The following is a 23,331-nucleotide window of genomic DNA, read 5'->3' as shown; positions in this document are numbered from 1 at the left end:
CCTGGGCGATAGTTCTGATCGCAACCAGGTGTTGGACGGATCGATCGGTGCGGGCCGAGGGTGGGACACATGGCACCGCCCAGCACCCTCGCCCCTGCACCGGCCCGCGCCCTCGCCCCGCTCCTCGTCGCCGTCACCGCCCTCGCGCCGATGGCCTGGGGCACCACCTACGTGGTGACCACCGAGCTCCTCCCGCCCGACCACCCGCTCTTCGCCGCGCTCATGCGCTCGCTGCCCGGCGGGCTGCTCCTCGTCCTGCTCTCCCGACGGCTCCCGGCGGGTGAGTGGTGGTGGAAGGCACCCGTCCTCGGGGCGCTGAACATGGGCGCGTTCTTCCCGCTGCTCTTCGTCGCCGCCGAGCGCCTCCCCGGCGGGGTCGCCGCCACGCTCGGCGCCGTCCAGCCGCTCGTCGTCGCCGGCCTCGCCGTCGTCGTGCTGCGCGAGCGGCCCTCCCGGTGGCGCTCGGCATGGAGCGTGGTCGGCGTCGTCGGGATCGGGCTCGTCGTCCTGGAGCCGACGGCGCGGTTCGACGGCGCCGGCGTCCTCGCCGGGCTCGCGGGTGCCGGCTCGATGGCGCTGGGTGTCACGCTCACCAAGCGGTGGGGCGCGCCGCCCGGCGTCGGCCCGCTCGCCTACGCGGGGTGGCAGCTCGCCGCGGGCGGGCTCGCCCTCCTCCCGCTCGTCGCCCTCGCCGAGGGGGTGCCGCCCGGGATCGACGGCGGTGCCGTCGCCGGGTACGTGTGGCTCGGCACCGTCGGCGGGTTCCTCGCCTACGCGCTGTGGTTCCGCGGCATCCGCCGGCTGCCCGTCACCGCGACCGCCATGCTCGGGCTGCTCTCCCCGCTCGTCGCGGCCGCGATCGGTGCGCTCGTGCTCGGGGAGACGCTCGCCGCCGGGCAGCTCGCCGGGTTCGCGCTCGCGCTCACCGCGCTGGTCGCCGGCCAGATCGACGCCGGCCGGTTCGCACGCGGTCCACGGCCCGCGCGCCTGCGCCGGGTCAGCGCCGTAGCGAGCGCACGTGACTCACCCGGAACACCGGGTAGTCGCCGGCGACCCGCGCGAACTCCGTGAGCGGCGCCGACCGGTCGACCCGCACGTGCGCCCGCGCCCCCGGCGCGACAGCCAGGTAGCGGCGCAGGACCGGCGCCCGCCGGTCGGTCGGCACCTCCTCCAGGCGCACGAGCTCCGGGCCCCGGCGGCGCAGTACCGCCCGGTTGTCGGCGCGCAGGTTGTGCCCCCAGCTCACGCCCTCGCCGAGCATCGAGACGACGTACCGCTCGCCGTCGAGGTCGGCGACGGCCACCGGGAAGGAGATGACGCGCCCGGTCCGCCGTCCGCGCACCTCCATCGTCATCGCCTGGCTCGGTGAGAGCACCCCGGCCGCGAACTGGACGGCGGACAACCGGTTGAGGGCGGCGGCGAACGGTCCCGCGCGCCCGCCCCGGTACAGGCGCCGGCGGGCGGCGTGCCGCCACTGCCGCACTCGTCCGGGCCGTGCGGGACCAGTCCCACCTCCAGGAGCCACAAGCCCCACCGTAGGGCGCCGTGGACCCTGGGGGAAGGGGTCTCGGCACGCACCTCCGGCGGTCCCGAGCACGGCCCGGTGGCCCTCGCCAGGACCCGCCGACATCGGTGTCAACACCCCGTAGCGCCCCGCCCCGGCGAGGCGTACAGTCACGCCGTGGTCCATGGACCCGACGGCGCAGCACCTCGTCAGCTGCGACGCTCGGAACGCACGAGGACGAGCCACGGCGCCCCCGCCGCGCAGTCCCGCATTCCCAACCGGCTCCCCAGCCCGGTGCGCCGGCCCGCCCCGCGCAACGCCGTCGTCGGCTGGCTGCTGCGCCACGAGGTCTCACCCGCCGGGCCGCAGACACCCAGCCCCGCCCAGCGCACCCACGCGTGGTGGAAGGTCATGTGCCTCACCGGCCTCGACTACTTCTCCACCCTCGCCTACCTGCCCGGCATCGCCGCCCTCACCGCCGGCGCGCTCTCCCCGCTGGCCACCCTCGTCATCGTCGGGCTTACCCTCTTCGGGGTGCTGCCGATGTACCGGCAGGTGGCCCGCGAGAGCCCGCACGGCCAGGGCTCCATCGCCATGCTCGAGCACCTCCTGCCGTTCTGGCGGGGCAAGTTCTTCGTCCTCGCGCTGCTCGGGTTCGTCGTCACGTCGTGGATCGTCACCATCACCCTCTCCGCCGCCGACGCCACCGTCCACGTGCTGGAGAGCCCGCTCGCCCCGGACGTGCTCGAGGGGCACGCCGTCGCCGTCACCGTCGTCCTGCTCGTCGTCCTCGTCGGTGTGTTCCTCCTCGGGTTCACCGAGGCGATCTCCCTCGCGATCCCCGTCGTCGGGCTCTTCCTCGTGCTCAACGTCGTCGTCATCGGCGCGAGCGCGGTCGAGCTCGCCGACCGGCAGGGCGTGACGAGCTCCTGGTGGCAGCTCGTCACCACCACCCCGCTCACCACCGGGATCTCCGACGTCGTCCTCGCCTTCCCGCTCCTCATCCTCGGGCTGTCCGGGTTCGAGACGGGCGTGAGCATGATGCCGCTCGTCGACGGCGGGGACCGGCGCGGCGTGCGCGGGCGGGTGCACAACACCCAGACCCTGCTCACGACGGCGGCGCTCATCATGTCCGCCTACCTCCTCGCCACCAGCCTCGTCACCACCCTCCTCATCCCGCCCGAGGAGTTCGCGCCCGGCGGCGAGGCGAACGGCCGCGCCCTGGCCTACCTCGCCCACGGGCTGCTCGGGGAGGGCTTCGGCACCCTCTACGACATCAGCACGATCCTCATCCTCTGGTTCGCCGGCGCCTCGGCCATGGCCGGGCTCATCAACATCGTCCCGCGCTACCTGCCGGCCTACGGCATGGTGCCCGAGTGGGGGCGGGCGGTGCGGCCCGTCGTCCTCGTCTACGGTGCGCTCGCCGTCGTCCTCACCGTGATCTTCCGCGCCGACGTCGACACCCAGGCCGGTGCCTACGCCACCGGCATCCTCGCGATGATGGCCTCGGCCGCCGTCGCCGTCACGATCTCCGCCCGCCGCCGACGACGGCGCAGGGCCACCGCCGGCTTCGGCCTGCTGTCCCTCGCGCTCGGGTACGCGCTCGTCGACAACATCGTCCTGCACCCCGACGGCATCGCGATCGCCGCGGTCTTCGTCGGCGTCATCGTCGTCACCTCCCTCGTCTCCCGGGCGGCGCGCACCATCGAGCTGCGCGTCGGCACCATCACCCTCGACGACGCGGCCCGCCGCTACATCGCCGACGCGCTGCGCCACGACGGCACGCTGTACGTCGTCGCGAAGAAGCCGCTCCGCGGCGGGCAGCAGCGCTACGTGGACAAGGAGAGCGAGCAGCACTGGCTCAACCCGCTGCCCAGCGGCGCCCACGAGCTGTTCCTCGAGGTCGTCGTCGACGACCCGTCACGCTTCAGCGAGGACCTGCGCGTCCACGGCGTGCAGGTCTCGGGCTACCGGGTGCTCCAGGTGCACAGCCCCGCCGTGCCCAACGCGATCGCCGGGATCCTCCTTGCGCTCGCCGCCGCCACCGGGACCCGGCCGCACTGCTACTTCGCGTGGTCCGAGGGCTCACCGGTCCACCACCTGCTGCGCTTCCTGTTCCTCGGGCAGGGGGACACCCCGATCATGGTCCGCGAGATCCTGCGGCGTGTGGAGCCCGACCCGCGCCGGCGCCCGACCATCCACGTCGGCGGCGGGTGAGGGCTACAGGTCGACGACCTCGAACTCCAGGAGGTCCGCGCCCGAGGCGACCGGCCGGCCGCCCCCGCCGTGACCCGCGCCGAACTCCCGCGAGTCGCGCCACGCCTCGAAGTCGGCCTGGCTCGCCCACGTGGTGACGACGAAGTACCGGTCCTCCCCGGCCACCGGCCGCAGCAGCTGGAAGCCCTCGAAGCCCGGTGCGGAGTCGACGGCGTGCTTGCGCGCGGCGAAGCGCGCCTCGAGCTCGGGCCCGGCGCCCTCCGGGACGGAGATGGCGTTGATCTTGACGACGGACATCAGGACTTCTTGCGGCCCTTGACGAAGTAGGCGACCGGGCCCACCCAGTTGACCGCGATGACCAGCGCCCAGATGCCCTTCTTGCCGTTGACCTCGGCCTTCGGACGGGTGGCGAGGTCCGCCCACGCGGAGACGGCCAGCGCGAGCTGCACCGACCCCATGGCGATCGCCACGCCCCGCTGCGGGCCACTCATGTCCTTCCACTGCTTCTTCTGCTTCTGCTTCTGCTTGGGCATGGTGGCCTCCCTGACGTCGGTGTGCGCCCAGCCTCCCGCGCGGCGGGCCGGGACGTCCAGTGACGATGGTCCTTGCGATGGGACGTAGGGCCCTGGCACGTCCGGTGCGTCGCGGAATGCCGGACGTCGAGGCGGACAACCGGCCCTGGCCCCGCCGCTCAGCCGCCGATGGCGATGCCGAGCTCGCGGGCGAGGGCGGGCAGCAGCGCCGCCGCGTCCTCCTCGGCGAGCCGGGCGCCGCGCAGCGCCCCCACCCCGGCCACGCCGTCGAGCCGGCACCCGCGCAGCTGGACGTCGCGGCACTGCAGGCCGGACAGCTGCGCGCCGCTGAGCACACAGTCCTCGAGGAGCACGTCCTCGAGCACCGTGTCGTGGAACGTCGCCTCGCGCAGGTCGCAGCCGCGCAGCACGACGCTGCGCATCCGGACGCCCTGCCACGTCGTCAGCGTCGCCTGGGCGCCCTCGAGCAGTACCGAGCGCAGCCGCACCCGGGCGAGCAGTGCGCCGGTCATCCGCACCTCGCGCAGCGAGCAGCGCAGCAGCGAGCCGTCGCGCCACACGAGGTTGGCGAGGTCCGCGCCGTCCAGGCGGCAGTCCGCGAGCGTCACCCGCTCCCACCGGGCCGAGCCCGCACGGATCCGGCTCAGGTCGCTGCCGTCCACCTGCGCCTCGCGCAGCCCGGGCACCACGGCGCCGGTGAGGTCGACGGCGGAGACGGTCGCGTCGTCGAGGTCCGCGACGTCGGCCGGCTCCAGGTGCGGCGGGACGTCCGGCTCGGGGACCGTCCACGCGCGGCGGCGGCTCACGGCCGGCCCAGCCGGGCGGTGCTCGCGCCGGTGAGCGCGAGGAGGTCGGCGGGCGCGAGCTCGACGTCCACCCCGCGACGCCCGGCGCTCACCAGCACCGTCGCGTGGTCCAGGGCGGTGGAGTCGACGACGACGGGCAGGCGCTGGCGCTGCCCGAGCGGGGAGATGCCCCCGACGACGTAGCCCGTCGCCCGCTCCGCCGCGGCCTTGTCCGCCATCACCGCCCGCTTGCCGCCCACCGCCGCGGCGAGCGCCTTGAGGTCCAGCTCGCCGGACACGGGCACGACGGCCACGACGAGCCGGCCGTCGACGTCGGCGACGAGCGTCTTGAGCACCCGAGCCGGGTCGACCCCGAGCGCGTGTGCCGCCTCCAGGCCGTAGGACAGCTCGCTGCGCGGGTCGTGCGCGTACTCGCGCACCGTGTGGGCGACCTCCGCGGCCCCCAGCGCCCGCAACGCCGGCGTCCCCGTCGGACGGTTCCGGCTCACCGCGCGGCCCCGGCCACCCGACCGCGGGTGAGCTCGCCGAGCGCGGGCGCCGTGCCACCCGCGCTCGCGCGGGAGACGCGCGCTCGGGGCCGGCTCACCGCGGACCGACCGCGAGGATGCGCACGACGGCGCCGCCCGCCTCGTCGCTGGCGTCGAGGTCGACGGTCGCCCAGATGCCCCAGTCGTGGTCGCCCTCGGGGTCCTCCAGCGTCTGGCGCACGAGCCACAGCCGGCCCTGCGCCGCGCGGGCGAGGGCGGCGTCGTCGTCCTCCGGCAGGCCGGCGCGCAGCAGGTCCTCGCGCGAGGGATGCTCGTCCACGGTCGCCATGCCGGAGGAGCGGGCCGACGCGTCGGTGCCGAGCCAGTCGTAGTCCTGCCAGTACGGGTCCATCGCCGCCTCCCACCGGGCGGCGTCCCAGCCGTCGGCCGCGTGCATCGCACCGAGCGGCTCGTAGTGCTCGCGGGCGAGCAGCTCCACCCGGTTGAACACCGCCTTGCGCACGGCCACCCGGAAGGCGTGGCGGTTGCGGGTGAAGGCGACCGGCTCGCCGTCGGGGCCCTCCCCGAAGCGGCGCTCGACGACGTCGGCGGTGTCCGTGGTCGGCTCCCCGGGGGACAGCGCGCGGCTCGACAGCGACTCCCACTCGTCGAGGAGGCTGGAGTCGATCGACCGCACGTGGTCACCGAGCCACGTGATGATCTCCTCGACCTCCTCGGTGCGGGCGCGGTCGGGGACCACCTGGCGCAGCGCCCGGTAGGCGTCGGTGAGGTAGCGCAGCACGACCCCCTCCGAACGGCCGACGTCGTAGCGCGAGACCAGCTCGGAGAACGTCATCGCGTTCTCCACCATCTCGCGCACCACCGACTTCGGCTGGAGCTCGTAGCCGACCACCCACGGGTTGGTCTGCCGGTAGGTCGCCAGCGCCGCCTCGAGGACGTCGGCGAGCGGGCGGGGCCAGGTGATCTCCTCCAGCGCCTCCATCCGCTCCTCGTACTCCATGCCCTCGGCCTTCATCGCCCCGATCGCCTCGCCGCGCGCGTGGCGCTGCTGGGCGTACAGGAGCGGGCGCGGGCTCTCGAGGGTGGCCTCGATGACCGAGACGACGTCGAGGGCGAAGTCGGGGGAGTCCTCGTCGAGCAGGTCGATGGCCGCCAGCGCGAACGGCGACAGCGGCGCGTTGAGCGCGAACTCGCGCGGCAGGTCCACGGTGAGGCGGACGTAGGGCTCGCCGGGGTGGGCGCGGCGCCACGCGGCGTCGGCGTGCTCGACGACGCCGGCCGCCTTGAGCGAGCGGTAGATCTCCGCCGCCCGGCGCAGGTGCGGGTTCCACGCCGTCGGCGGCTCGTGGTTGTCGGTGAGCAGCTTGTACATCGCCTGCACCGGGTCGCCCGGGCGGGCCATGACCGAGAGCACCATCGTGTGGGTGACGGAGAACTGGCTGGTCAGCGCCTCGGGCTCGGCGTCACGCAGCCGCTCGAACGTCTTGTCGGTCCAGTTGACGAGGCCGACCGGCGCCTTCTTCCGCACGATCTTGCGGCGCTTCTTCTCGTCGTCGCCCGCCTTGGCCAGCGCCTTGGCGTTCTCGATGACGTGCTCGGGCGCCTGGACGACGACCTCCCCGGTCGTGTCGAACCCGGCGCGGCCGGCCCGTCCGGCGATCTGGTGGAACTCCCGCGCCGTGAGGTGGCGCGAGCGCTCGCCGTCGAACTTCGTCAGCGACGTGAGCACGACCGTGCGGATCGGCACGTTGATGCCCACGCCCAGGGTGTCGGTGCCGCAGACGACGGCGAGCAGCCCGGCCTGCGTGAGGCGCTCGACGAGCCGCCGGTAGCGCGGCAGCATCCCCGCGTGGTGGACGCCGATGCCCAGGCGCAGCAGCCGGGAGAGCGTCTGGCCGAAGCCCTTGGCGAAGCGGAAGTCGCCGATCGCCGCGGCGATCTCCGCGCGGCGCTCGCGGGAGGCGATGTTGACCGAGGTGAGCGACTGCGCCCGCTCGACGGCGTCCTTCTGCGCGAAGTGGACGACGTACACGGGGGAGCGGCCCTGCTGCACGAGCCGGACGAGGAGGTCCTGGATCGGCTCGAGGGAGTAGTCGAAGGTCAGCGGGACCGGACGCTCGGCGTCGGCGACGACGGCGACCTCCCGGCCCGTGCGCCGGGCGAGGTCGCGCTCGAAGAAGGAGACGTCACCCAGGGTGCCGGACATGAGGACGAACTGGGCGTTCGTCAGCTCGAGGAGCGGGACCTGCCACGCCCAGCCGCGCTGCGGGTCGGCGTAGAAGTGGAACTCGTCCATGACGACGACGCCGACGTCGGTCGCCGCGCCCTCGCGCAGCGCCTGGTTGGCGAGGATCTCCGCGGTGCAGCAGATGATCGGCGCCTCCGGGTTGATCGCCGAGTCACCGGTGACCATGCCGACGTTGCGCGAGCCGAACAGCGAGACGAGGTCGAAGAACTTCTCGCTCACCAGCGCCTTGAGCGGGGCGGTGTAGTACGTGCGCTGCCCGCGCGCCAGGGCCACGGTGTGCGCGGCGAGGGCGATCATCGTCTTCCCCGAGCCGGTGGGGGTGGAGACGATGACGTGCGAGCCGGTCGCGATCTCCAGGAGCGCCTCCTCCTGGTGGGGGTAGAGCGGACGACCGGTGCCCTCGGCCCACGCGGCGAACCCCTCGTAGAGGGCGTCGGGATCGAGGTCCCCGCCCTCGCCGGCCTCGTCGTCGAGGCGGTCCAGCAGGGCGTTGAGCTCGTGGGTCGTCACGGGGCAAGTCTCGCAGAGGTCGCGCGACCGCTCCGGCCCCCCGCGCGGCCGGACGTGGCGCCCGCGCGGCCGGACGTGGCGCCCGCGCGACCGGACACGGCGACCACTCCTGTCCCGCCGAGCGCTGGATCCTGCACCGCGGGGCCGTAGCGTGAGCGGGCACAGCCCCACACCCCGAGGACGGAGCCGATGACCCAGGACACCGCGCCGCGCGCCTACGTCGGCACCCGACGCGCCGGGTACACCGGCTACGTCGTCCAGGCGATCGTCAACAACCTCGCCCCGCTGCTGTTCGTCGTCTTCCACACCCAGTACGACATCCCGGTCGCCCAGCTCGGCCTGCTCGCCTCCCTCAACTTCGGGGTGCAGCTGCTCACCGACCTCGTCGCGATGTTCGTCGTCGACAAGGTCGGCTACCGCCGGCCCATCGTCCTGGCGCACGTCCTGGCGACCGTCGGGCTCGTGCTCCTCGCCGTGCTGCCGGGCGCCCTCGGCGACCCGTTCCTCGGGCTGTGCCTCGCCGTCACCGTCTACGCCGTCGGCGGCGGGCTGCTCGAGGTGCTCGTCAGCCCGATCGTCGAGCACCTGCCCGGCGCCGCCGAGGAGAAGGCCTCCGGGATGGCCCTGCTCCACTCCTTCTACTGCTGGGGCCAGCTCGCCACGGTGGTCGTGAGCACCGTGCTCCTCGGGCTCGTGGGGGCGGGGTCGTGGACGCTGCTGCCGCTCGTGTGGGCTCTCGTCCCGCTCGTCAACACCGTCGTCTTCGCCCGCGTCCCGCTGCCCGCGACGGTGCCCGACGAGCACCGCACCCCCGTGCGCGGGCTGCTCGGCACGCCGCTGTTCCTCGCCGCGCTCGTCCTCATGATGACCGGCGGCGCCGCCGAGCTCACCATGGTCCAGTGGTCCTCGTTCTTCGCCGAGCAGGGGATCGGGGTGGGCAAGGAGGTCGGTGACCTCCTCGGTCCCGGTCTCTTCGCCCTGCTCATGGGCGCGGGCCGCTTCGCCTACGGGATGTGGGGCCAGGGCCTGGACCTGCGCCGCACGCTCGCGGTCATGAGCCTGGGCGCCGCGGCCTGCTACGTCCTGGCCGCCACGAGCAGCGTCACCGCCGTCAGCCTCCTCGCGTGCGCGGCGTGCGGGTTCATGGTCAGCCTCCTGTGGCCGGGCACCTTCTCCCTCACCGCGGCCCGCTTCCCCTTCGGCGGCGCGGCGATGTTCGCCGTCCTCGCCCTCGCGGGGGACGCGGGCGGGGCCGCCGGGCCGGCGGCCGTCGGCGGGCTGGCCGAGGCGGCGGGCGGCGGCCTCGCCGGCCTGGCCGCGGCCCTGCCCGACGACGGCGGCTCGGGACTGCGCACCGGCCTCCTCCTCGCGGCGCTCGTCCCGCTCGTCTTCGCCGTCACCGTGCTGCGCTTCCCGCGCCGCCCGGCCGCCGGTGGCCGGCCCGGCGACGGGTCCTCCGCGCGGGAGCGGACGGGCGGCGGGAAGCGGTCCCGGCGCGCCGACTCGGCCCGCCAGGGGTAGCGTTCCGCACCAGGTCGTCCGTCCTGGCGGCGGCCACCGCCCGCGGGAGAGGACCGTTGGAGACGCTCAACAACGTCCTGCAGGACGTCAGCAACGGGCTGTACACCTACGTGCTCATCGCCCTGCTCGTCGGTGCCGGCCTGTACTTCACCATCCGCACCCGGGCCGTCCAGGTCCGGTTCTTCACCCGCATGATCACGGTCATCCTGCGCTCGCGGGAGGGCAGCTACGGTGGCATCAGCTCCTTCCAGGCGTTCGCGATCGGCATCAGCTCCCGGGTGGGGACGGGCAACATCGCCGGCGTCGCCATCGCGCTCACCCTCGGGGGGCCGGGCGCGATCTTCTGGATGTGGGTCGTCGCGCTCCTCGGCATGGCCACCGCGTTCGTCGAGGCCACCCTCGCCCAGATGTTCAAGGTCCGCTGGCGCGACGGCACCTTCCGCGGCGGTCCCGCCTTCTACATCCAGCGCGGCCTCGGCTCGCGCGGGTGGGGCGCGGTCTTCGCCGTCCTGCTCATCTTCGTCTTCGGCTTCGCCTTCGAGATGGTCCAGGCGAACACCATCGCCGCCACCCTGGACTCCGCCCACGGCGTGCCCGCGTGGGTCACCGCCGTGCTGCTCGTCCTCCTCGTCGTGCCCGTCGTCTTCGGCGGCATCCGCGCCGTCGCGCGGGTCGCCGAGCTGCTCGCCCCGCTCATGGCGCTGGTCTACATCCTCATCGCGGTGTCGGTCATCGTCCTCAACCTCGGCGCGCTGCCCGACGTCGTCGGGATGATCGTGCGCGGCGCCTTCGGGCTGGACGAGGCGCTCGCGGGCACCGGCGGCGGGCTGCTCGCCGCCGTCCTCAACGGCGCGCGGCGCGGGCTGTTCTCCAACGAGGCCGGCATGGGCTCGGCGCCCAACGCTGCCGCGACCGCCACTGTGCGCCACCCTGTCCAGCAAGGGCTCATCCAGTCACTCGGCGTCTTCGTCGACACGCTCCTCGTGTCCTCGGCGACGGCGTTCATCATCCTGCTGTCGGGGCCGTCGGTGTACTCCCCGGGGGAGACGCACGAGGGGCAGGGCGCCGCGCTCACCCAGCTCGCCGCTGCCGACTCGCTGGGGGAGTGGGTGACGCTGCCGATGACCGTGCTCATCTTCGTCTTCGCGTTCTCCTCGATCCTCGGCAACTTCACCTACGCCGAGGTCAACGTCGACTTCCTCTCCAGCCGGCGCTGGGCCTCCCTCGCGCTGCGCACGTTCGTCACCCTCGCGGTGCTCGTCGGGGCGCTCGCCGAGCTCGCGCTCGTGTGGACGGTCGCCGACATCGCCATGGGCCTCATGGCGATCGTCAACCTCGTCGCCATCGTCACGCTCGGCAGGTGGGCGATCGGCGCGCTGCGCGACTACGAGCAGTTCCGCCAGGACGACCTCGGAGCGCTGCTCGGCCGCGGGAACCCGCTGCTGCCCGGCGACCTGCCGGGCGACGTGTGGGTCTCGCGCGACCACACCCCGGTGGCCCGGCCCATCCTCTAGCCCTTGAGCTGGGCGAGCTGGACGAGGTTGCCGCACGTGTCGTCCAGGACGGCGACGACGACCGGACCGAGGTCGGTCGCCTCCTGGACGAACTCCACGCCCAGCCCCTGGAGACGCTCGACCTCCGCGGCGACGTCGTCGACGGCGAACTGGGTCCACGGGATGCCGTCGGCGACGAGCGCCTCCTTGAACGCCCGCGCGGCGGGGTGGGCGTCCGGCTCGAGGAGGAGCTCGACGCCGTCGGGTGCGGCGGGGGAGACGACGGTGAGCCAGCGTGCCTCACCGACGGGCACGTCCGTCCTCTTCGTGAAGCCGAGCTTCCCGGTGTAGAACTCCAGCGCCTTGGCCTGGTCGTCGACGAGGACGCTCGTGTGGCTGATGCGGATCATCGGTCGGTCTCCTGTCTGGTGGGCCAGCGCTCGGCGATGGAGCGCAGCGGCCGGGTGTCGAGGTCGTGGAGCCTGTAGCGGCCCTCGCGGCGGGTGTGGAGCAGGCCCGCCTCCTCGAGCACGGCGAGGTGCTGGGAGACGGCCTGGCGCGAGGACGTCGAGCCGTGCTTCATCGCCAGGCGGGTGCAGATCTCGAAGAGCGTCTGACTGTCGCGCTCGACGAGCTCGTCGAGGATCGCGCGCCGGGTGGGATCGCTGATCGCCTTGAACAGGACGGGGTCGTCGTCCATGACGACCTTTATAGGCAAGTCGCTACTTGCCTGTCAATGGGTCTCCTAGGTCTCCTAGGACGACGACGTGCCGGCCTCGAGGATGGAGACGATCGAGAACAGCGTGAAGCACACGGCTCCCAGCCCGACGAGCACGTGCGCGCCGACGAAGAAGCCCGGCTGCGTCGTCGTCGCCTCGAAGAGGAAGGCCGCGAAGAACAGGCAGGCGAGCGCTGTGCCGATCGGGATGATCGGGATCCGGTTGGCGAGGGCGAACACCTGGCGCCACACGAGCGCGAGCAGCACCACCTTGGACAGGATGCTGAAGCAGATGAGCCCGAGGCCGATGAGCACGGTCCCCGGCGCGAGCCGGGCGGGGTCGTCCGAGGCGAGCAGGACCCAGACCCCGAGGACGACGTTGACCGTCCCCATCGCCACCACCCACCAGGTCCACCGGTAGCGCTCCGCGTCGCCGAACTCGTTGCGGACCTGGCGCACGATGCTCGCCACCAGCGCGACGAGCGCGGAGCAGATGACGGACAGGCCGGTGAGGACGTGCGCGGCGACGAGGGCGTCCGCGCCGCCGCGGGCGTAGAGCGTCGCGGAGACGGCGAGGCCGACGATAGCGAGGACCGCCGGGATCGCGATGAGCACCGCCCCGACGCCGCGGGAGTACGCGCCGTCGGGCGGGCCGCTGCCCGGGGCGAGCTTCGCGCTGCGCTGGATGAGCGTGAACTTCGTCGACGCCGTCGCCACCGTGCTCACGCACGCGGCGATGAACCCGATGCCGAGCATGACGTGCCCCGCGACGACGTACTCGGTCTCGCTGCCGCGCTGGATGACCGTCACCCCCCAGATGACCGTCGCCAGCGCGACCGCGTAGCCGAGCGTGGGGAGGACGATCTCCCACACACGCCCGTACCGGTGGACGAGCTGGCGGATGATCGTCGCAGCGGTGGTGAACAGGGCGATGCAGATCGCGGTGAGGGCGATGTTCACGTGCCCCGCCACGACGTGGGCCGGGTCGTCACCGCCGGACAGGACGTAGAGCCCGAACGCGAGGCACACCGCTCCCATGACGAGCGGTATCGCGCGGAACAGGACGCTGATGAACGGGCTCATGCGTACCCCCGATGGACGAGCCGACGTCCACAGGCTAGGCCCGGGTCACGGTCCCGGCGCGCCGGGCGCCGTCTCGTCCGCCTCGCGGGTGCCGGAGACGGCGCGGACGGCGTCCAGGGTGTCCGCCTCGGCGGCCGTCTTGTCCTCCCGGTAGCGCAGCACGCGGGCGAAGCGCAGGGCCACCCCGCCGGGGTAGCGCGGGGAGCGCTGCACGCCGTCGAACGCGATCTCCACGACCTGCTCGGGGCGCACGTGGACGACGTGCCCCGCGCGCCCGGTCTCGAGCTCGAGGAACCGCTCGGTCTGCCACGCGAGCATCTCGTCGGTCATCCCCTTGAACGTCTTGCCGAGCATGACGAAGCCGTCGCCGTCGCGGGCGCCGAGGTGGATGTTGGAGAGCATCCCGCTGCGTCGTCCGCTGCCCCACTCCACCCCGAGGACGACGAGGTCGAGGGTGTGGCGCGGCTTGACCTTGACCCACGCGGCCCCGCGGCGCCCGGCGTCGTACGGGGCGGACAGGTCCTTGAGGACGAGCCCCTCGTGGCCACGCGCGAGGATCTCGCGGAAGAAGGCGTCGATCTCGGCCGGGTCGGCCGACACCAGGCGGGGGACGAGCGCCGAGGCCGGGACGACCTCCTCGAGGGCGGCGAGGCGCTCGCGGGCAGGGGCGGTGACGAGCGTCGTCCCGTCGCGGTGGAGGAGGTCGAAGAAGTAGACGGTGAGCGGCGTCGTGCCGCCGGCCGCCTCGTGGCTGCCCGTGCGGGAGGCGGTCTCCTGGAAGGGGCGCGGGCGGCCGTCGTCGGCGAGGGCGATGGCCTCGCCGTCGAGGATGAGGTCAGTGGCAGGCAGCGTCCGGACGACCTGGACGATCTCCGGCACGCGCTCGGTGATGTCGTCCAGGGAGCGGGTGAACACGGCGACCTCGTCGCCCGCCTTGTGGACCTGGACCCGGATCCCGTCGATCTTGCCGTCGGCGGCGACGACCTCGCCGTCGTCGTCGCGGAGCTTGGCGAGGGCCGCGGTCAGGTCCGGGGCGGGGGAGGCGAGCATCGGGCGGACCGGCTGGAGGACGGCGGGGCGGAAGTCCTCGAGCGCCGCGGCGCCGCCGGTGAGGGCCGCGCGGGCGACCGGGCCGGTGAGGGCGCTGAACATCGCCGCCCGGCGGACCGCGGTCACGGGCACGTCTGCGGCGTCGGCGACGGCCTCGATGAGGAGGGAGTCGAGCGCGCCCTGGCGGACCTCGCCGAGGACGAGCCCGCGCAGGTGCTGCTGCTCGTCGGCGGTGAGGGCGCCGAAGAGCTCGGCGACGGCGGCGGCCCGGCCTGCCTGGGAGCCGGCGCCGGACAGGGCGGCGATGTGTTCGAGCCGCTCGTCGACCTCGGTGGGGGTGAGGGTCGGGGCCGCCGCGGGGGCGGGCAGGTCGGCGAGGGTGCGCCACCCCAGGCCGGTGCGACGCTGGCGCACGCGCCCGGACAGGTAGGTCGCGACGACGTCGACCTCGGCGTCCTGCGCCTCGCGCAGGGTGGCGGCGAGCAGGGCCCGTTTCTCCAGCCGCGAGCGCGTCGCGGCGACGGCGGCGGACGTCTCGGCGAGGCGCGCGAAGAGCATGGTGCCGAGTCTGGCAGCGCCCCCCGACACCCGCCCGGCCGGGGCTCTTCGAACAGAACTCCGCTCTCGCGCGGAACTCTGCTGTCGCGCGCAACTCGGCTGTCGTGCGGAAGTCGGCTGTCGCGGGGAACTCGGCTGTCGCGGGGAACTCGGCTGTCGTGCGGAAGTCGGCTGTCGTGCGGAACTCGGCTGTCGTGCGGAAGTCGGCTCTCGCGCGGAACTCGGCTGTCGCGGGGGAGGGGGGTATGCGCGCGCAGGCGTTGGCGCCTCACCCCTGGCCTCTGCCCCCACCCCCTTGCGTCGAGAGCTGGATTCTGCGGGGCCGTCAGGTGGCGTCTGCGTAGGTGTCGACGAGGGAGACGTCGAGGGGGAAGTCGACCGGGAAGTCGCCGAACAGGAGGCGGCCGGCACCGGCGGCGGACTCGCGGACCGCCTCGGCGACCTCCTCGGCGAGGGCGGCCGGGGTGTGGACGATGACCTCGTCGTGGAGGAAGAAGACGAGGTGCGGGCTGCGGCCGGCCCCGCCGTCGCCGCCGAGCACCCGCAGCCGGGCGCGCAGGTCGGCGAGCCAGCACAGCGCCCACTCCGCCGCCGTGCCCTGGACGACGAAGTTGCGCGTGAAGCGTCCCCAGTCGCGGGCCAGGCGCCGGGCGCGACGGCGGTCCTCGTCGGTGGCGCCGCCCTCGTGCTGCCGGTCCTGGACCGCCTTCCACTCCGGCGGCGGGAGCGGTGAGGTGCGCCCGAGCCACGTGCGCACGGTGCCCCCGACCTCACCGCGCATCGCGGCGCCCTCGACCACCGCCGTCGCCCGGGGGAAGGCGCGCAGCAGCCGCGGCGCGAGCTCGCCCGCAGGACCGGTCGTCGCGCCGTAGAGCGCGCCGAGCATCGCGACCTTCGCCTGGGCACGGGTCTCGATGACACCCTGGTCCACGAGCCCCTGGTAGAGGTCACCGCCGCGGGCGGCGCGCGCCATCGCCTCGTCGCGGGCCATCGCGGCGAGCACGCGCGGCTCGAGCTGGGCGACGTCGGCGACGACGAGCCGCCACCCCGGGTCCGCGACGACGGCGCCGCGCACCTGCTTGGGCAGCTGCAGCGCCCCACCGCCGCGGGTGGCCCACCGGCCGGTGACGACGCCGCCGGGCACGTAGTCGGGGTGGAACCGCTCGCGTCCGGCGCCCGTCGGGCCCGGCCGCACCCACTCCTCGGCCCAGGCCCAGCCGTTCGCGCTGTGCAGCCGGGCGAGCCTCTTGTACTCGAGCAGCGGCGCGACGACGGGGTGGTCGACGTGCTCGAGCTCCCACTTGCGCGTGGTCTGCACCGCGATGCCGGCCCCGTGCAGGGCACGCAGCAGGGCGGGGCCGGAGTCGGGGTTGAGTGCGGGGGCGGCAAGGGTCGTCCGGACCTCCTCGGCCAGCGCCTCGAGAACCGGCGGGCGGGCGCCGGGCAGCGGGCGCGGGCCGAGCGCCTCGGTGAGCAGCCGGTCGTGCGCCGCGCGGCTCCAGGGCAGGCCGTCGTGGCGCATCTCGGCGGCGATCAGTGCCCCGGCGGACTCGGCGGCGAGCAGGGTGGCGAGCCGTCCGCGCTGGGCGCTCGCGGCCACCGCCTCCCGCTGGCGCAGCCGCTCGGCGAGCACCTCCTCGGCGGGCAGGGTGAACGTGGCGAAGAGCGTGGGCGGGGCGTCGGGCCGGTCCTCCGGCTCCTCGGCGCCGTCCCACAGGTCCGACGGCGGGGGAGCGTCCAGCGCGCGGCGCAGGATCGTGCGGCACAGCCGCAGGTCGAAGCAGCGCTCCACGCGCACACCGGCGCGCAGCAGCCGCGCGTACGTCGCGGCCGTGTCCGACCACACCCACCGAGGGTGGGAGGCGGCCTCGAGCTCGGCCACCCGGGCGGGCAGCTCCTCGGTGGGCACGAGCGAGGCGGCCGGGGCGACGCCGTCGGTGAGGACGGTCAGCCGGACGCCGTCGGACTCCTCGGCCACCACGATCTCCACCGCCCGAGCCTACGTCGGCACCTCCGACACCCCGGCGCACGGTGGCGCTCCGGGCCCCAGGCCGGAGCCCCGGTGCCCGGCCGGGCCGGGGCCGGCGCCCGGGGCTAGGGTGTGCGCCATGCTGCAGCGGCGGTTCCTCCAGGTGGACGTGTTCGGGGCGCGACCGTACGAGGGGAACCCGGTGGCGGTGGTCGTCGACGGCGAGGGCCTGTCCACCGAGCAGATGCAGCGCTTCGCCGCGTGGACGAACCTCTCCGAGACGACGTTCCTCCTCCCGCCGACCGACCCCGCCGCCGACTACCGGGTGCGCATCTTCACCCCGGGCAGCGAGCTCCCCTTCGCCGGGCACCCCACGCTCGGCTCGGCCCACGCGTGGCTCGCCTCCGGCGGGAACACCGCCGCGGACGTGCTCGTCCAGGAGTGCGGCATCGGGCTCGTCGAGCTGCGCCGCACCGGTGACCTGTGGGCCTTCGCCGCCCCCGACCTGCGCCGGTACGAGCGCCCCGACGACGCGACGCTCGCCCGCGCCACCGCCGCGCTCGGCCTCACCCCCGACGACGTCGTCGACGCCTCCTGGCTCGACAACGGCTCACCCTGGCTCGCGCTGCGGCTCGGCTCGGCGCAGGCCGTGCTCGACGTCCGTCCCGAGCACCTCGGCGACCTCCACCTCGGGGTCGTGGCCACGCCCGGCACCGACGGGGCCGACGTCGAGGTCCGCGCCTTCGCCGGTGACGTCATCGGCGAGGACCCGGTCACCGGCAGCCTCAACGCCGGGCTCGCCCGCTGGCTCACCGACACCGGTGTCCTCACCACCCCCTACGTCGCCGCGCAGGGCACCGCGCTGGGCCGGGCCGGGCGTGTCCACGTCACCGCCGCAGACGGCGCGCTGTGGGTCGGCGGCACGGCGACGACGGCGATCGCCGGGGCAGTCGCACTGTGAGGCCCTCGCCCGCCGCGCCGTCGGTCCCCGGACTAGCCTGAGGCAATGGTCAGCGACGGCGCGCGCTCCGGCCTCGTGCGGACCGCTCGCGACGCGGTCCTCGAGGGGACGTGCGTCTGGCTGATCGGGCTCCCCGGCGCAGGACGGTCCTACACGCTGGACCGGGTGGGGGACGCCCTGCGGTCGCGGGACTGGGACGTCGTCGTCCTGCGGGAGCACGGCCTTGCGGACGGCGCCCGCCCGCTCCAGAGCCTCGTGCTGTCGGGTCTCGCGCCCGGCGCGACCTCCCTCAACTCCGCGGTGGAGGCGCTCGAGCAGCGGTTCGCCGACGAACGCTCGGTGCTCCTCGTCGACGGCGCGCACGCGGTCGACGAGGTGTCCGCCGCGGTGATCGGTGCGGTGCTCGGCCGCCGTCAGGTGCCGATCGTCGCCGGCGCCCCGCCCCCGTGGCCCGACGCCGCCCGCTCCGAGGAGCTCCTCGACGGGCGGCAGGCGACGACGTTGTGGCTGCCGGCCCTGCCGTTCGAGGAGATCTACGAGCTGGCCCAGAGCCTCCTCAGGGGCGAGGTCGAGGCAGGGGTGGCCGGACGCGTCTACTCCCTGTCCGGCGGGATGCCCGGCTTCGCCCGCTCGATCGTCACCGAGGCGCGCCGGGCCGGGCACCTCGTGCTCGAGGGGGGCCGGTGGACCGCCCGCCGGGACCTGTGGACCCCCGCCCTCAAGACCAGCGTCGAGCGGCTCCTGCGCGACCTCGGGGACGAGGGCGTCGTCCCGCTGCGGGTCCTCGCCGCCCTCGGCCCCACCGACGTCGAGACCGCCCAGGAGGTCCTGTCCTGGGACACCCTCGTGCGGCTCGACGACCACGGCCTGCTGCGCTTCGTGGAGGAGGAGGGACGGACCGTCGTCGTCCTCTACCCGCCGCTGCTCGGTGAGCACCTGCGCCAGACCGGCCACGGTGCCCGCGGGATGCGCGCCGTCGAGATCGTCAGCGCGGCCCTCGGCCGGCCACCCGCCGAGGGGCAGCAGCCCACCACGCTCGCACCACCCCGGCGCTGGTCGAGCTCGCCGGAGTCCGCCTCGGTCCTCGGCCGCGTGCTGCGCGACCACGCGACGACACGGGTGCTCGCCTGCCGCGACGCCTGGGAGCGGACGCCGTCGGTGCGCGCGGTGGTGGACTACCTCGACGCGCTCGTCGTGCGCGGCGCGCCGCACGACCAGGTGGAGGCGGTACTCGCAGCGGCTCACTCCGAGACGCTCGTCAGCTCCTCGCCCTCCGCGGGCCTCCTCGTCGCGTGGGAGGCGACCTACCGCGCCTCCGCGGCGGGCGACCTCGAGGCCGCGCAGATCCTCCTGGCCTCCGCGCGCAGTGCCCGGCCGCAGGACGCCGAGCTCTTCGTCGCGGTGTCCGACCACATCCGACTCACCCTGGGCGGTCCTCCGCTCCCCGGTGGGGCCGTGCCCCTCGCGCCCGCTCCCGGCCTCGAGGAGGAGTCGATGGCCGCCTACGTCGGGGACGTCGCGCGGCTCGTCGCGGGGGAGCGGCTCCTCGCCGAAGGGCGAGCCGTCGAGGCCATGGACCTCATGGCCACGGTGCACGTCTCCTCTCCGGTCCCGGACTACGCCGCGCTCATGCCGCTCGCCACGCTCTGCGCGGGGCAGATCGACACGGCGACCAACAGCGCCCTGCGACTCCTCGAGGAGGCCCAGGGCGCACTCGACGAGCTCCGCATCGAGTTCTCCGGCTACGTCGCCGCGCTCGGCCTCTACCTCCAGGGCCGGCTGACCACCCTGCGCGACCACCTCTCGGCCGTCTTCGCGATCAACGCCGCGAGCCCGCTGCGTCCGCAGAGCCACGCCGGCCTGCTCACCGTCGGAGCCGTGCTCGCGCTCGCCGACGGGAACCTCCTGTCGGCCCGCTCGATGACCCGGCAGGCGCAAGCCACCGGGGTGCTCGCCGCCTACGCGCCCGCGTGCCGCCCGGCAGTGGCGGCGGCGGCCGTGGACGTCGCCGACGGCATGTCGGTGGACGAGCTCGCCTGGGCGTGGGACGGGATCGTCCGCCTCGCCGACGACGGGCACGTGCTCGCCGCGCTGTGCGACGGGGCGTGGCTGCTCGGCGACCACCCCGACCGGGACCGCGCCCGCGACCTGGCGGCGCGCATCCAGGGGGTGCAGGGCCCGCTGCTCCACGGCCTGCACGGCTACGTCTCGGCGCTGGGGGAGGGCTCGGTGGAGGAGCTGCTCGCCGCCGCGGACGAGCTGCTCGGCTGCCGGGCGGTGCTACCGGCGGCGCGATCGTGGCAGAGCGCGGTCCGGCTCCTGCTCGAGACCGGGCACTACCGGCAGGCGTCGGTGGAGCTCGCCCGCCTGCGCGAGGTCGTCCTGGCGGAGGGCGAGGAGCTCTCCCGCGCGCTCAGGAACCTCGAGCCGGGCGCCCAGCTGACCGAGCGCGAGCGCGAGGTCGCCCGGCTCGCCGCCGCGGGGGAGAGCAACAGGGAGATCGCACGACGGTTGTCGATCACCGAGCGCACCGTCGAGAACCACGTCTACCGGATCTTCCGGAAGCTGGCGATCGGCTCCCGGGAGGAGCTGCGAACGGCGCTCCAGCACGTCGGCTGAGTACCGGTACTCACGGCTCGGCCGGGCACCTACCAGTGCGCCGGCCTCCTCCACTCCATTCGGTGTCGCGTCCCGGCGTGCGTGACGGCGACTGGTGTCTGCTGGATCCGGGACGGCGATCGGGCCGCCCATCGGATCAAGGAGACACCGTGAGCACCATGGGGCAGAGGCACGCGAGGCCGCGGCATGCCCGCGCCGCCGGGAGGCGGCGCACCGCGCTCGTCGCCGTGACCACGCTCGTCAGCGTGTCGCTCGTCGCTGTCGCACCCGCACCGGAGCCCGCCGTCGCGGCCGGGGAGCCGGAGCAGGTGCCGGTCGCAGCCGTAGTGACGGGGACGGACGGGCAGGCCGACCCCGCGGCGGAGCAGCCGGCCGACGACGTCGCGCCGGCGCAGCCGACCGCACCCGCGCCGCAGCAGCCGGCGGAGGACCCCGCGCCGCAGCAGCCGGCGGAGGACCCCGCGCCGCAGCAGCCGGCCGAGCCGGCGGCCGCCGCCGGGCGGGCCGCCGCCACGCCGGCGCCCGACGCGGCAGCGCCCCTCGCCGTCCCCAGTCCCTCTGAGGAGTCGTCGGTCATCAACGTCAGGGTCGGCGGTGACAGGACGGGCGGCACGACGGTCGGCCCGCTCGCCGGCGTGACCCTGAACCTGTGGGACGGGAACTCCTTCACCGGCCCGACGACGCCGCGCACCGAGGACTGGGCGACGTGCACCTCCGACGCCCAGGGCGACTGCACCTTCGTCGTCCCCGACACGCAGTTCCGCGGAGCCAACTACGAACGCCACTTCTGGGTGGTTCAGGCGGGCGCGCCCGCGGGCTGGTACTCCAACCCGTCCCTGGTGACGGGCACCGCCGACGACCACGGCCCGACGCAGTACCGCTTCATGACCCCGGAGCTGCACGCCGGCGAGACCTACGTCTCGGGTAACCCGTACTTCATGGGCTCGGCGTGGTCCATCTTCGGGCACGCGGAGGACTCCGGCGGACTCTGGCAGAACTCGCGGGTCAACCCCGCACTGCCCCAGACCTGCAGCGCCGGCCTCGACGTCGCGCTCGTCCTCGACCTGTCGGGCTCCGTCGGGAACGCGGGCGCCCTGGACGACCTCAAGGCCTCGGCCATCGCCTTCGCCGAGTCCCTGGAGGGCACCGGGTCCCGGCTCGCGCTCTACACCTTCGCCACGCACGCCCCCAGGTCGGCCGACGCCACGGGGACGAACTACCCGCTCACCGACGTCGACCGCAACCTGCAGACCATCCGCTCGCGGATCAACGCCTACGAGGCCGGGGGCGGCACCAACTGGGACCGCGGCATCTACCAGGTCGCCACCAGCGCCGACACCTACGACGTCGCGATCGTCGTCACCGACGGCCTGTCGACCTTCTTCGGCCCCGATGCAGAGGGGTCCGGCAGCTCGACCCGGTTCGTCGAGACCGAGCAGGCGATCGCCTCCGCCAACGCGCTCAAGGCGAAGGGCACCCGGGTCCTGGCCGTCGGGGTCGGGGAAGGTGTGAGCGGGGAGTCCGACAACCTGCGGGCGATCTCCGGCCCGACGCCGCACACGACGTCGGCGAGGAACGCCGACTACTTCCAGACCGGGTGGCAGGAGCTCGCGGGCGTGCTCAGCTCGGTCGCCCGGGGCGCGACCTGCCGCGCCGAGATCACCGTCGACAAGATCGCCGAGCCCTACGCCGGCACCGCCGGACCGGGCGCGGGCTGGACCTTCGACGCCTCCACCCAGGGCGGAGCGGCCGTCGCGCCGGTGCGCGGTGAGGTCACCGGCACCGCGGGCACGGTGGAGTACATCGTGAGCTTCGACCGTCCCGACGCGGCCGCGAGCACCGTCCGGCTCGAGGAGCTCATCTCGCAGGACCAGCGGGCCGACGGGTGGAGCCTCACCGGACTCGCGTGTACCGCCAACGGCGTACCTCTGACGACGGTCCGCGTGGGGGACGGGACGAGCGTGCCGGCGGCGGTCGGCGACGACATCGCCTGCACCTTCACCAACAAGCAGCGGCTCGTCCCCGGCATCGAGATCGTCAAGCAGGCGTGGGACACCCCCGCCGCCGACGGACTCGACGGCGCCGAGGAGCTCCCGGCCGGGGCGACGGTGTCCGAGGGCACGCGTCTCACCTGGACCTACACGGTCCGCAACACCGGTCGGACGGCGCTGGAGGGCATCCGGGTGAGCGACGACCAGGGCGTCACCGTCACCTGCCCGCGCCAACGGCTCGGCGTCGGTGAGCACATGGTCTGCACGGGCTCGGGCCCGGTCTCGGCGAGGCCGTGACCCGGCAGCCGCGCGCGGTGCCGTGCGGACGACCACAACACAACGGGGGAACGAGAGGAAACAGGAGAGGACACTGATGAACAGCAGGACCACGACAGGACTCGTCGCGGGGGCGGCCGGAGCGGCACTGCTCGTGGGTGGAGGGACCTTCGCGCTGTGGAGCGACAGCGCCACCGTCGACGGCGGCACCATCACCTCCGGCACCCTCGACGTCGAGCTCGTCGGGACGCCGCAGTGGCAGGACGTCTCGGCGGACCGTGCCGACAGCCCCCACGCCATCGACATGGAGACCTTCCGGATCGTCCCGGGCGACACGATCGAGGGACGCTACGGCATCGACGCGGCCCTCGAGGGCGACAACATGGTCGCCGAGCTCGGGCTCGCCGTCGGTGAGGCGTCGGGCGAGCTCATCGCCGCCGAGAACGGGGTGAGCGTGACCTACTCCCTCGTCGACGCCGACGGCGCACCCGTCGGCAACGTCACGGACATCGCCGCGGGGCAGACGGTCGAGGTCCGCTTCGTCTCCGCCGACAACTCCGCCAAGGACCCCGCGCTGCCGGTCCTGCCGGCCGAGCTCACGGGTGAGGCGCAGTACACCGTCGTCGTCACCGCGACGTTCGACGAGGGCACCCCGGAGCAGGTCCGGACGAAGGCGGCGGCCGACCTCGCCGGCCTCGCCGTGTCGCTCGACCAGGTCCGCGACGCCGGCGTCGTCGACGCCTCCTGACCCGCCGGGTGGGGGCCGTCGGGCCCCCACCCACCGTC

The 23,331-nt window shown here is 74.3% G+C and carries 19 protein-coding genes; 8 read left to right on the top strand and 11 right to left on the bottom strand.

The window, feature by feature from the left end:
- Window positions 1-69: 69 nt before the first annotated feature.
- A complete protein-coding gene (locus tag FE251_RS11875; protein ID WP_139948893.1) occupies window positions 70-1,071 on the top strand; it encodes an EamA family transporter in 1,002 nt (333 codons plus the stop codon).
- Here the strand turns inward: FE251_RS11875 and FE251_RS11870 are convergent.
- A complete protein-coding gene (locus FE251_RS11870; protein WP_230976420.1) occupies window positions 998-1,483 on the bottom strand; it encodes a nitroreductase/quinone reductase family protein in 486 nt (161 codons plus the stop codon). The two genes, FE251_RS11875 and FE251_RS11870, sit on opposite strands and share 74 nt — an antisense overlap.
- A gap of 291 nt (window positions 1,484-1,774) precedes the next feature.
- On the opposite strand from FE251_RS11870, the gene FE251_RS11865 reads away from it, so the two are divergent.
- Entirely contained in the window at window positions 1,775-3,721 is a 1,947-nt protein-coding gene (locus tag FE251_RS11865; RefSeq protein ID WP_139071492.1) for an APC family permease, read from the top strand.
- A gap of 3 nt (window positions 3,722-3,724) precedes the next feature.
- On the opposite strand, the gene FE251_RS11860 is transcribed toward FE251_RS11865, so the two are convergent.
- The 5 genes from FE251_RS11860 to FE251_RS11840 form a co-directional block, all read right to left on the bottom strand.
- Window positions 3,725-4,018: an antibiotic biosynthesis monooxygenase family protein gene (locus FE251_RS11860; RefSeq protein WP_139071450.1), complete on the bottom strand. Its 294-nt coding sequence runs from the start codon at window positions 4,016-4,018 to the stop codon at window positions 3,725-3,727.
- The gene (locus FE251_RS11855; RefSeq protein WP_139071449.1) at window positions 4,018-4,254 is read right to left on the bottom strand and encodes a PLD nuclease N-terminal domain-containing protein; all 237 of its coding nucleotides are present in this window, start codon (window positions 4,252-4,254) and stop codon (window positions 4,018-4,020) included. Before FE251_RS11855 ends, FE251_RS11860 begins: the two co-directional genes overlap by 1 nt.
- Before the next feature lie 158 nt (window positions 4,255-4,412).
- Window positions 4,413-5,060, bottom strand: a complete 648-nt coding sequence (locus FE251_RS11850; RefSeq protein ID WP_139948891.1) for a pentapeptide repeat-containing protein — start codon at window positions 5,058-5,060, stop codon at window positions 4,413-4,415.
- On the bottom strand, window positions 5,057-5,548 hold the full coding sequence (ybaK, locus tag FE251_RS11845) for a Cys-tRNA(Pro) deacylase (RefSeq protein WP_139948890.1): 492 nt from the start codon (window positions 5,546-5,548) through the stop codon (window positions 5,057-5,059). The genes FE251_RS11850 and ybaK overlap by 4 nt, the downstream gene beginning before the upstream one ends.
- 94 nt (window positions 5,549-5,642) lie before the next feature.
- Window positions 5,643-8,306, bottom strand: coding sequence for a DEAD/DEAH box helicase (locus FE251_RS11840; RefSeq protein WP_139948889.1), 2,664 nt, complete (start codon window positions 8,304-8,306; stop codon window positions 5,643-5,645).
- 189 nt (window positions 8,307-8,495) lie between these two features.
- Here FE251_RS11840 and FE251_RS11835 point away from each other — a divergent pair, with 189 nt between their 5' ends.
- A complete protein-coding gene (locus tag FE251_RS11835) occupies window positions 8,496-9,827 on the top strand; it encodes an MFS transporter (protein ID WP_139071445.1) in 1,332 nt (443 codons plus the stop codon).
- 56 nt (window positions 9,828-9,883) lie between these two features.
- Complete coding sequence (locus FE251_RS11830) at window positions 9,884-11,341, top strand: alanine/glycine:cation symporter family protein (RefSeq protein ID WP_139948888.1); 1,458 nt, start codon at window positions 9,884-9,886, stop codon at window positions 11,339-11,341.
- On the opposite strand, the gene FE251_RS11825 is transcribed toward FE251_RS11830, so the two are convergent.
- The 5 genes from FE251_RS11825 to FE251_RS11805 all read right to left on the bottom strand — a co-directional run bounded on the left by FE251_RS11825 (window position 11,338) and on the right by FE251_RS11805 (window position 16,719).
- On the bottom strand, window positions 11,338-11,730 hold the full coding sequence (locus FE251_RS11825; protein WP_139948887.1) for a VOC family protein: 393 nt from the start codon (window positions 11,728-11,730) through the stop codon (window positions 11,338-11,340). The genes FE251_RS11830 and FE251_RS11825 overlap by 4 nt on opposite strands.
- Complete coding sequence (locus FE251_RS11820; protein WP_139948886.1) at window positions 11,727-12,020, bottom strand: ArsR/SmtB family transcription factor; 294 nt, start codon at window positions 12,018-12,020, stop codon at window positions 11,727-11,729. The genes FE251_RS11825 and FE251_RS11820 overlap by 4 nt, the downstream gene beginning before the upstream one ends.
- Window positions 12,021-12,074: 54 nt before the next feature.
- The gene (locus FE251_RS11815; protein WP_139948885.1) at window positions 12,075-13,121 is read right to left on the bottom strand and encodes a DUF2776 family protein; all 1,047 of its coding nucleotides are present in this window, start codon (window positions 13,119-13,121) and stop codon (window positions 12,075-12,077) included.
- A 45-nt stretch (window positions 13,122-13,166) separates the two neighbouring features.
- Window positions 13,167-14,729, bottom strand: coding sequence for an ATP-dependent DNA ligase (locus tag FE251_RS11810; protein ID WP_139948884.1), 1,563 nt, complete (start codon window positions 14,727-14,729; stop codon window positions 13,167-13,169).
- A gap of 325 nt (window positions 14,730-15,054) precedes the next feature.
- Entirely contained in the window at window positions 15,055-16,719 is a 1,665-nt protein-coding gene (locus tag FE251_RS11805; protein WP_139948883.1) for a bifunctional 3'-5' exonuclease/DNA polymerase, read from the bottom strand.
- 118 nt (window positions 16,720-16,837) lie between these two features.
- Between FE251_RS11805 and FE251_RS11800 the strand changes: the two genes are divergently transcribed.
- The 4 genes from FE251_RS11800 to FE251_RS11785 all read left to right on the top strand — a co-directional run bounded on the left by FE251_RS11800 (window position 16,838) and on the right by FE251_RS11785 (window position 23,293).
- Entirely contained in the window at window positions 16,838-17,659 is an 822-nt protein-coding gene (locus FE251_RS11800) for a PhzF family phenazine biosynthesis protein (protein ID WP_139948882.1), read from the top strand.
- Between the two features lie 45 nt (window positions 17,660-17,704).
- Complete coding sequence (locus FE251_RS11795) at window positions 17,705-20,278, top strand: helix-turn-helix transcriptional regulator (protein ID WP_139948881.1); 2,574 nt, start codon at window positions 17,705-17,707, stop codon at window positions 20,276-20,278.
- A 158-nt stretch (window positions 20,279-20,436) separates the two neighbouring features.
- Entirely contained in the window at window positions 20,437-22,566 is a 2,130-nt protein-coding gene (locus FE251_RS11790) for a vWA domain-containing protein (protein ID WP_230976631.1), read from the top strand.
- Window positions 22,567-22,642: 76 nt separating this feature from the next.
- Complete coding sequence (locus FE251_RS11785; protein WP_139948879.1) at window positions 22,643-23,293, top strand: alternate-type signal peptide domain-containing protein; 651 nt, start codon at window positions 22,643-22,645, stop codon at window positions 23,291-23,293.
- The last annotated feature ends 38 nt before the right edge of the window (window positions 23,294-23,331 follow it).

The sequence above is a fragment of the Georgenia wutianyii genome (genome assembly GCF_006349365.1).
GTDB classification, from domain to species: Bacteria; Actinomycetota; Actinomycetes; order Actinomycetales; family Actinomycetaceae; genus Oceanitalea; species Oceanitalea wutianyii.
This window is presented reverse-complemented; position numbering and strand designations above follow the sequence as displayed.

Coding starts and splice junctions, on each gene's coding strand:
- FE251_RS11810 (WP_139948884.1), bottom strand. CDS start 14,729: ATGCTCTTCGCGCGCCTCGCCGAGACGTCCGCCGCCGTCGCCGCGACG.
- FE251_RS11860 (WP_139071450.1), bottom strand. CDS start 4,018: ATGTCCGTCGTCAAGATCAACGCCATCTCCGTCCCGGAGGGCGCCGGG.
- FE251_RS11800 (WP_139948882.1), top strand. CDS start 16,838: ATGCTGCAGCGGCGGTTCCTCCAGGTGGACGTGTTCGGGGCGCGACCG.
- FE251_RS11790 (WP_230976631.1), top strand. CDS start 20,437: ATGGGGCAGAGGCACGCGAGGCCGCGGCATGCCCGCGCCGCCGGGAGG.
- FE251_RS11875 (WP_139948893.1), top strand. CDS start 70: ATGGCACCGCCCAGCACCCTCGCCCCTGCACCGGCCCGCGCCCTCGCC.
- FE251_RS11835 (WP_139071445.1), top strand. CDS start 8,496: ATGACCCAGGACACCGCGCCGCGCGCCTACGTCGGCACCCGACGCGCC.
- FE251_RS11855 (WP_139071449.1), bottom strand. CDS start 4,254: ATGCCCAAGCAGAAGCAGAAGCAGAAGAAGCAGTGGAAGGACATGAGT.
- FE251_RS11820 (WP_139948886.1), bottom strand. CDS start 12,020: ATGGACGACGACCCCGTCCTGTTCAAGGCGATCAGCGATCCCACCCGG.
- FE251_RS11815 (WP_139948885.1), bottom strand. CDS start 13,121: ATGAGCCCGTTCATCAGCGTCCTGTTCCGCGCGATACCGCTCGTCATG.
- FE251_RS11825 (WP_139948887.1), bottom strand. CDS start 11,730: ATGATCCGCATCAGCCACACGAGCGTCCTCGTCGACGACCAGGCCAAG.
- FE251_RS11795 (WP_139948881.1), top strand. CDS start 17,705: ATGGTCAGCGACGGCGCGCGCTCCGGCCTCGTGCGGACCGCTCGCGAC.
- FE251_RS11785 (WP_139948879.1), top strand. CDS start 22,643: ATGAACAGCAGGACCACGACAGGACTCGTCGCGGGGGCGGCCGGAGCG.